This is a genomic window from Providencia rustigianii DSM 4541 (assembly GCF_000156395.1).
Classification (GTDB): Bacteria; Pseudomonadota; Gammaproteobacteria; order Enterobacterales; family Enterobacteriaceae; genus Providencia; species Providencia rustigianii.
This window is the reverse complement of sequence record NZ_GG703825.1, coordinates 10,188-16,843: the sequence shown is the minus strand read 5'-3', so window position 1 is coordinate 16,843 and position 6,656 is coordinate 10,188. Positions and strand designations below refer to the sequence as shown.

The 6,656-nt window shown below is 37.1% G+C and carries 6 protein-coding genes and 1 pseudogene; all 7 read right to left on the bottom strand.

Going from position 1 to position 6,656, the window contains the following annotated elements; translation table 11 throughout:
• Positions 1 to 1,962 (bottom strand): ImcF-related family protein (locus tag PROVRUST_RS18380; protein WP_039856002.1); only part of this gene is annotated, 1,962 nt, incomplete at its 3' end.
• Position 1,963: 1 nt separating this feature from the next.
• Positions 1,964 to 3,049, bottom strand: a complete 1,086-nt coding sequence (locus PROVRUST_RS18375) for a hypothetical protein (RefSeq protein WP_006816419.1) — start codon at positions 3,047 to 3,049, stop codon at positions 1,964 to 1,966.
• A 17-nt stretch (positions 3,050 to 3,066) separates the two neighbouring features.
• Entirely contained in the window at positions 3,067 to 3,327 is a 261-nt protein-coding gene (locus PROVRUST_RS19445; RefSeq protein ID WP_006816418.1) for a PAAR domain-containing protein, read from the bottom strand.
• Positions 3,328 to 3,386: 59 nt separating this feature from the next.
• Positions 3,387 to 3,686, bottom strand: coding sequence for a hypothetical protein (locus PROVRUST_RS18370; protein ID WP_006816416.1), 300 nt, complete (start codon positions 3,684 to 3,686; stop codon positions 3,387 to 3,389).
• 161 nt (positions 3,687 to 3,847) lie between these two features.
• Complete coding sequence (locus tag PROVRUST_RS18365; protein ID WP_006816414.1) at positions 3,848 to 4,909, bottom strand: T6SS immunity protein Tli4 family protein; 1,062 nt, start codon at positions 4,907 to 4,909, stop codon at positions 3,848 to 3,850.
• 269 nt (positions 4,910 to 5,178) lie between these two features.
• Positions 5,179 to 6,285: a T6SS immunity protein Tli4 family protein gene (locus tag PROVRUST_RS18360; protein WP_006816412.1), complete on the bottom strand. Its 1,107-nt coding sequence runs from the start codon at positions 6,283 to 6,285 to the stop codon at positions 5,179 to 5,181.
• Positions 6,272 to 6,656 (bottom strand): annotated as a pseudogene (locus PROVRUST_RS19930) (hypothetical protein); the annotation flags it as partial. The pseudogene PROVRUST_RS19930 and the gene PROVRUST_RS18360, both read right to left, overlap by 14 nt.

Sequence of the window (6,656 nt, the reverse complement as noted above, 5' to 3'; positions counted from 1 at the left end):
ATCAATTTCATTACGGCGGGATTCCACCACTTTTTTAATGGCGGGCTCGATGGATTCTTCCCAGGCTTTGCGGGTAAAGGTGCCGGAGACAAACTCATCGGTGGTAAATAAAAAGCTGGCATCGGTATCGCCCGTCATATCATCTAATGTCATATCCGGGAACTGATGCTGCGCTTGCAGTAACACGTCTTGATACAGTGTGGCACTTTCACTGCGCTGCCCAATTTGTCGGGTTAACAGCGTACGACTTTGATTAATCAGGTTATTGTTGGTAGTTAATTGCCATTCAGGGTGCTTCGGTAGCTGCTGGGCATAGAACATGAGTAATTCTTTACCGAGGGTTTGCCATTCGCCTTCGTTCATTCCTTGCGGGACGGGGAGGGTCGTGAGCACGCTGTCAGTAAAGAAGGTGGGCTCCATACGCTCTGGCGCGGTCATCATTAAATAGGTTTTTAGGCTTTGATACGCCCCTTGGGTGGCTTGACGACGGTCATCACTGTTAGGGGAAAGCTGGGCATACGTTTGTAATTGTTGTTCTAATTGCTGGCGGATGTTATCGCGCAGGGGAGGCAATACGGTTTGTTGGTATAGCGGCCATAAATGGGCGAGTAGAGGCTGATTACTGTTTAGCCCAAAATGCAGCCAAAATGGTACCGAGGTTTGCTCGCGATGATTGAGTAAACCTAGGGTTTGCTGAAAATCATACTGGGCTTTGAGGCGTTCAGTTTCCGGTAATTGGCTGTTAGCGGCGACGCTCGCACTTTGGTAGCTCTCTTCGATGAGCTGGCGATTGGCAAGGTAAGAGACAATCATACCTGCGCCCCACAAAGTCATGGCGGTAGCGGCACCGTATTGAACGAGACGTTTTTTGTCAAAGCCTAAAGAGGCAGGCTGTAAACCGGATGCCAGTTCAGATTGCACATTCAACCAGCTTTTCCAGCGGGTATCAGGGTGCCAACTATTTGGCAAGCGTTGCTGATTTAACGGATTGATAGAAGGGCTAAATGCGATGCCGGAAAAAGGCAGCGTACGTAATTGGGTATTGAGTGGGGCTAATGCGGTAGCGGGCTGTTGGCTGCCACCGTTTTGTAAAAATTGGGCTAAAGCAAGCAGATAGGTGTGTTTCTGTTCACGCAATAACGCTTGGGTTCCGTTGATAACGAGCGCGGGGATCAGGCTTAATAAGCTCGGTGATAGCGCCTCGGCGGGCATATTTTGCTCTGTCATGCAGAGGATAGAGGGCGTTTCGACAGCGCTGAGGGATTGTTGGTCACTGACACTCCAAACCCAAACAGGCGCACGCCAACCTAATTCTTGGAAGAGGTTTTGGATGGCACGCCCGGCATTGTGGGCTGTTGCGGTATTGAGGTTAGTGAACGTGACGTTGTTGTCTAAAAGCTGGGACGAAATGCTATTTTCAGTTACCCAAATCACGCCATCGAGCGGACGGCGTCGGCGCAGTTGTTTGAGGGTCTCCAGCCGTTCGGCATCCATCGAACTGCCTATATCCCCGCCATAGATAAGTAAGGTGCCATCACACTCTTGCCAGATTTCTTGGGTCAGACTTGGGGCGAGTTTTTCGACGGCGGAATGGGAGCCGAGGAGGAGCTGAATGGAGACTTTGGCATGCCAGAACGTGCCGTATTGGTTGCGTAGTGCTTGAATAATTTCATTATGCAATAAGCTTATTTCTTTAGTTGGTGCATTCAAATCGATTGGGTTATTTTGAGGTTTGAATTCTTTTTGTTGCTTTCTTTGTGTTAATTTATTTTTTATGGGATAAAAATAAATAAAAAGTAGAGCAGTTATACTAAGTACAGATATTCCTATGAAGAATGGGCTTGCATCAAAAGGTTTATATTGATAAACAAAAAACAGAGTTATTAATGAAAGAATAACAACGAATAAAAGAATAAAAAACAATTTTCCTCTAGGGAAATTGATAGATATATTATTTATCATGCTAAAACCTGCGAATGTAAACGGCATAGCTAGAACCGTTAGTATTAGAGTGGATAAGAACCTGATCTGTACCTGATTTTGTTGCTATTTCACTCACTAACGATAGATAGCTTAAAAATGCATTAGGATGAGGAGCTGAATAAGATAATCCTAGGGAGTAAATAGGATGTTGTTTATCAAGTTCGATTTTTTTATCACTATAATTAATAAGAATATTATCAATTAATGCTTGCTTGGATTCTGTTACCCAGGTCTGAAATCTATGCTTTTTTGATATCCCGCTATAATTGATAAATTTGATTATTTCATTATCAATATCTTGCATATCAATCTCCATAATCCGTTCTATATTTACGCGAGAATTACTTGAATTAATTAATTGACTATTAGTTGAAAACAGTTGCGCTGAAACGAATTGACTGAAATTTGATTCTGATTGGATAGTAATAATCAAAAATGTATCTTCTTGCTTAGCATCATAAGCAGAAAAAAGAGTTTGATATGATGATGGTTCAATAGGTTTAAGGTGCCATTGATTGTAAACTAGAGTATCGCTATCAAACCGATTTTCATTATCGAAGATATAAATCTTTGACAGGTATACTCTATAATTTGGACACTGTTTTTCAAGGCTTTTATCAATTTTTGAAAAAAGGTCTTCATCAATTCTTTGGTTGTTGAATAATTGGCGTGGCTTATCTGGGAACATTGGAATAGATTTGCTATCTTTTAAAAATACGTCAGCGCCTTCTTTATCAGGTGTATAGTTAAAATAAGCAAGAGAGCTAATTGAGGATTGACACCAACGTCGCCATTCCATTTCGGTGATTTTCTTTTCTTTTTCCCAGTTATCACAGGTGATTACGGAATGCTGATAGCGTATGTATAAAAAACTAAAACAGACCAGAAATAGAAGAGTAGTTATTGGTAATGTGATAATAAATAAACGCAACTTTTGTTCGGTAGGTAGGGTTATTCCGTAAGCATAAATTGCGGTAACTATGGCTACGAAAAAGGTAATTAAAATCTTATAGTTAGGTTTTTTTCGTGGTGTTTTATCAGGGACAGAGGGAATTTTCCAATACATCGATTTGATTTCCTTATCTATTCTATACAAGTTGTAGGCTCAGAACTGATTACTCGACACCCACATGAACATAAGCACTGATCTACCACTACAGCAATGCCATTATCAAAAACGGAATCAGACCCTTCTATAATGGCGTTATTTCCGTGTTTAGGGCAGGAAACAAGATCTCCGATGAGTGCAACTTGTTTACCATTAATATACATTGTGGATGAAGCCGAGAGTACATGGCCTCCATGAGTATTCTTGTCGCCAAGACAAACTAATCCTTTCATCATGAGCCTACTTATTAGGAAATAAGGTTAATATTTTGATGGTAGATAATATGATAAAATTCTTAAATTCCTTGCTCCTTACAGTCTCTATCGGTTAATAAACTTAAACTAACTTTAATATCTTTATCTTTTAGTTCAGGGATTTGTAAAGGATGACCATTTTTATCTAAGCGGCCATAATAATCTTTATTTTCGGCGGTTATTTTATAGCATTGTCCTTCAGTGTCAGAACCTGAAAAAGGGCTTACAATTTGGATATTTTCATTTCTCTCAACAGGTGCTGGTTTTGTTTGACAAGCGGAAATAAAAACAACGGATAATAAGGAAATGATTGATAATTTAAATTTTGATTGATATTTCATATTTAATTCCTTCTAAGAATGGTTGTTTTAAATAAATTTATAATTAAATGAATTTATTCTTATGTTTAAAATTAGTGAGTATTTCAATATTTAAGTGATGAAAACTTTAGTAATGACTAATGACGGGGAATTTACTCGAGATTATTTTTGGTTGTTACTCATTAAAAAGCATTTTGTTTATAACGTAACGAACTGATAATTCGATCCCAAATTTCGACCATTTGAGCATCACTGTATGAAGTGAATTTGTTTCGATTATTCATAATAATATATAATTTAGGTATGGTTAAAGAGCCCGTGGCTTCATTGGCGTTAAACGTAAAAAAATAATACGGTAAATCGGGGATTCTTTTATTTTTCGATTTTGAATAAACTTCTTGTCTTCCCTTTACAAGCCATTCTTGTGATGGAATATCACTGGGTGATAAATTTCCTTTTTTAATCGTTTCTCTATTCTGTTGACGTATGGCTGCATTTATCTCAGTGCTTCGGCTAAGTAAGGTATCACTAGAGCCAACAAAGCGATTATCCGACTCAATCGAGAAAATAAATTGACCCATATCGTAAACAAAAGAAATATTCTGTTTCGGGATTTCGCCTTCATCTAAAATAAAACCATTTGGTATGCAAACGCCTTTTTCCATTGGAATTTCATGATCTAGACGTCCTTGCAGTCGAGATATTAATGATTGCATCGTTGTTATTTTTGTTGGTTTTTCATTTGATTGAATCTCTGTAAATCCTCTAGCTAAAAATGCCAATTTCTTTTTTTCATACTTGTTATCAGAAAAATCCCTAATGTTTGTAGTAATAACAAATGCGACATGATTCACATACACATGAGCTTCCAGTGTTCGATACGCATCATCAGAACCTGGTTGATTTCTATCAAAAATAACCCCTTTTCCTTCGGGAAGTTGAATAATTTCTTTCAGTACCGGTGCATTTTCTGCGCTGCTTTTCCACTCTCGTAATTCAGTCTCACGTAACTCAATGCGTTGCCTAAAGGCTGGAGGATAAATAAATTGACTATTAATACGAAAATCATCAATAAATACACTATCATGAGAACTATTTTCCCAGTTAATTGGAACATCAATGATATAGCGTCCAACACATTGCGGTTTAGTTTGTTCAAATAATGCGTCTATTACCACTTTTTCCTTGTTAGTTAGTTGAGTATGAGCTTGCTTCTCTGTAAAAAGAATAAGTCCCACAAGCATAATTATCAAAAAAAGTGTGATAATAATCCAATAGAGATGTCTAGTTAGTCGCACAGATATTAACCTCTATTATTTTACTGACTGAGAGTAAAGCGTTATCTAATAGATTCATGGTATTTTTGTGCCTGTTGATCACAATATATATCGTTATGTTAAATAATTTCGTATAAAGATATAAAATAATCGATAGAGATGGTGACTGAATATGTAGCGATTAATTAATGATACAACTACTTGATATTCAATCACCTAATCATAGTTTTTTTAGATTAAAATGCATTGGGTTTATAGCGTAGCGAGCCGACAATTCGATCCCAAATTTCAACCATTTGAGCTTGGTTATATCGGCTTTTCTTACTATTGTTGTCCATTCCAAAAGAAAGCCAAGGTTGTTGGTATGATGCAATAGATTCATTTGCGAATAAAATAAAATTGTAAGAAGGAAAAGGGTCACCTTGCCCATGAAGCTTTTGTGCACCTGAAATTAACCATTCTTGTGCTGGAATTTTTCCTAATAGCAATTCGCCTTTTTTTATTGTGCGTTGATTGGATTTGAGCAGTGCACCATATATACCGGGACTTCGATTTAATAATGTATCATCAGAACCTAAAATTGTATCATCGGTTTCTAAACCAAAGATAAGATCATCATTCTCATATGTATATGAAATTCTATTTTTATGGACATTACTATCATCAGCTATAAAACCATTGGGTATACAGATACCTTTTTCTGTTGGAATAATTGTATCATTGATGCGCCCACTTAATCGTGATATTAGTGATTTCATTTGAGCGAGCCGGGCGGGTTTTGTATTCATATCAAATTCTGAGAAGCCCGCATTTATATAAATTTTCTTTCGTTCTGAATATTTTGGATCTGATAAGTCAAGTATCTTTGTTGTAATGATGAAAGCGATATTATCTACATAAATATGAGCTTCTAACATACGGCTAAGATCATCTTCACCCGATATATTTCGGTCAAATATAATTCCTTTATTATCTGGTAGTTGGATTGATTCTTTAATAAAAGGCGCATTCTGCATTTCATTTTGAGGTTGATTGATGGCATCGTTGAGCTCTTTTTCCCTTAATTCAATGCGTTGTTTAAAGGCTGGAGGGTAAATAAATTTACTCTCCATCTTAAACTCATCAATAAAAATAAAGTCATTAAGTTGATTATTAAATGATATAGGAACATCTATCGTATAACGCCCTATACATTGAGGTTTGGTTTCTTCGAATAATGAATCTATTATCATTTTATCCTTTTGGGTTAGGAGAGGGGAACTTGTATAAAATCTCCATCCACTAATAGCAAGTAAGCAAACTATAATACCTGAAAATATTTTAAGATAATTATTGGCTTTCACTTGGTGGAATATCCTTAACCATTTTAGCAATGGCTCTTAGTGTAAATTGAATTGCGGGTTTATTAGAAATATGAAATAAGTTCGAGACGTCATAAGCACTTTGATGTTCTACATTAGTAGCGAGAATACTTTTAACTGCACTGCTCTTTTTGATGGCATCAAATGATTCGACGGGGACTGTTCCATCCCCAGGTGTTTCAGAAGAAATCAGTGTAAATTCTTGGAGCGGATATCCATCTTCTAGTACTCGCCTATTTTTTGTAGGTGCATCCCTAATTCCGACGTGAGGAGAATATTCAGCAGTAGAATGTGTTGGTTTCCATGTTAACTCACCATCGCTTTTTTCTTTTTTTCCATAAAAAATATAAGTT

Coding starts and splice junctions, on each gene's coding strand:
- PROVRUST_RS18365 (WP_006816414.1), bottom strand. CDS start 4,909: ATGCTTGTGGGACTTATTCTTTTTACAGAGAAGCAAGCTCATACTCAA.
- PROVRUST_RS18375 (WP_006816419.1), bottom strand. CDS start 3,049: ATGTATTGGAAAATTCCCTCTGTCCCTGATAAAACACCACGAAAAAAA.
- PROVRUST_RS18370 (WP_006816416.1), bottom strand. CDS start 3,686: ATGAAATATCAATCAAAATTTAAATTATCAATCATTTCCTTATTATCC.
- PROVRUST_RS19445 (WP_006816418.1), bottom strand. CDS start 3,327: ATGATGAAAGGATTAGTTTGTCTTGGCGACAAGAATACTCATGGAGGC.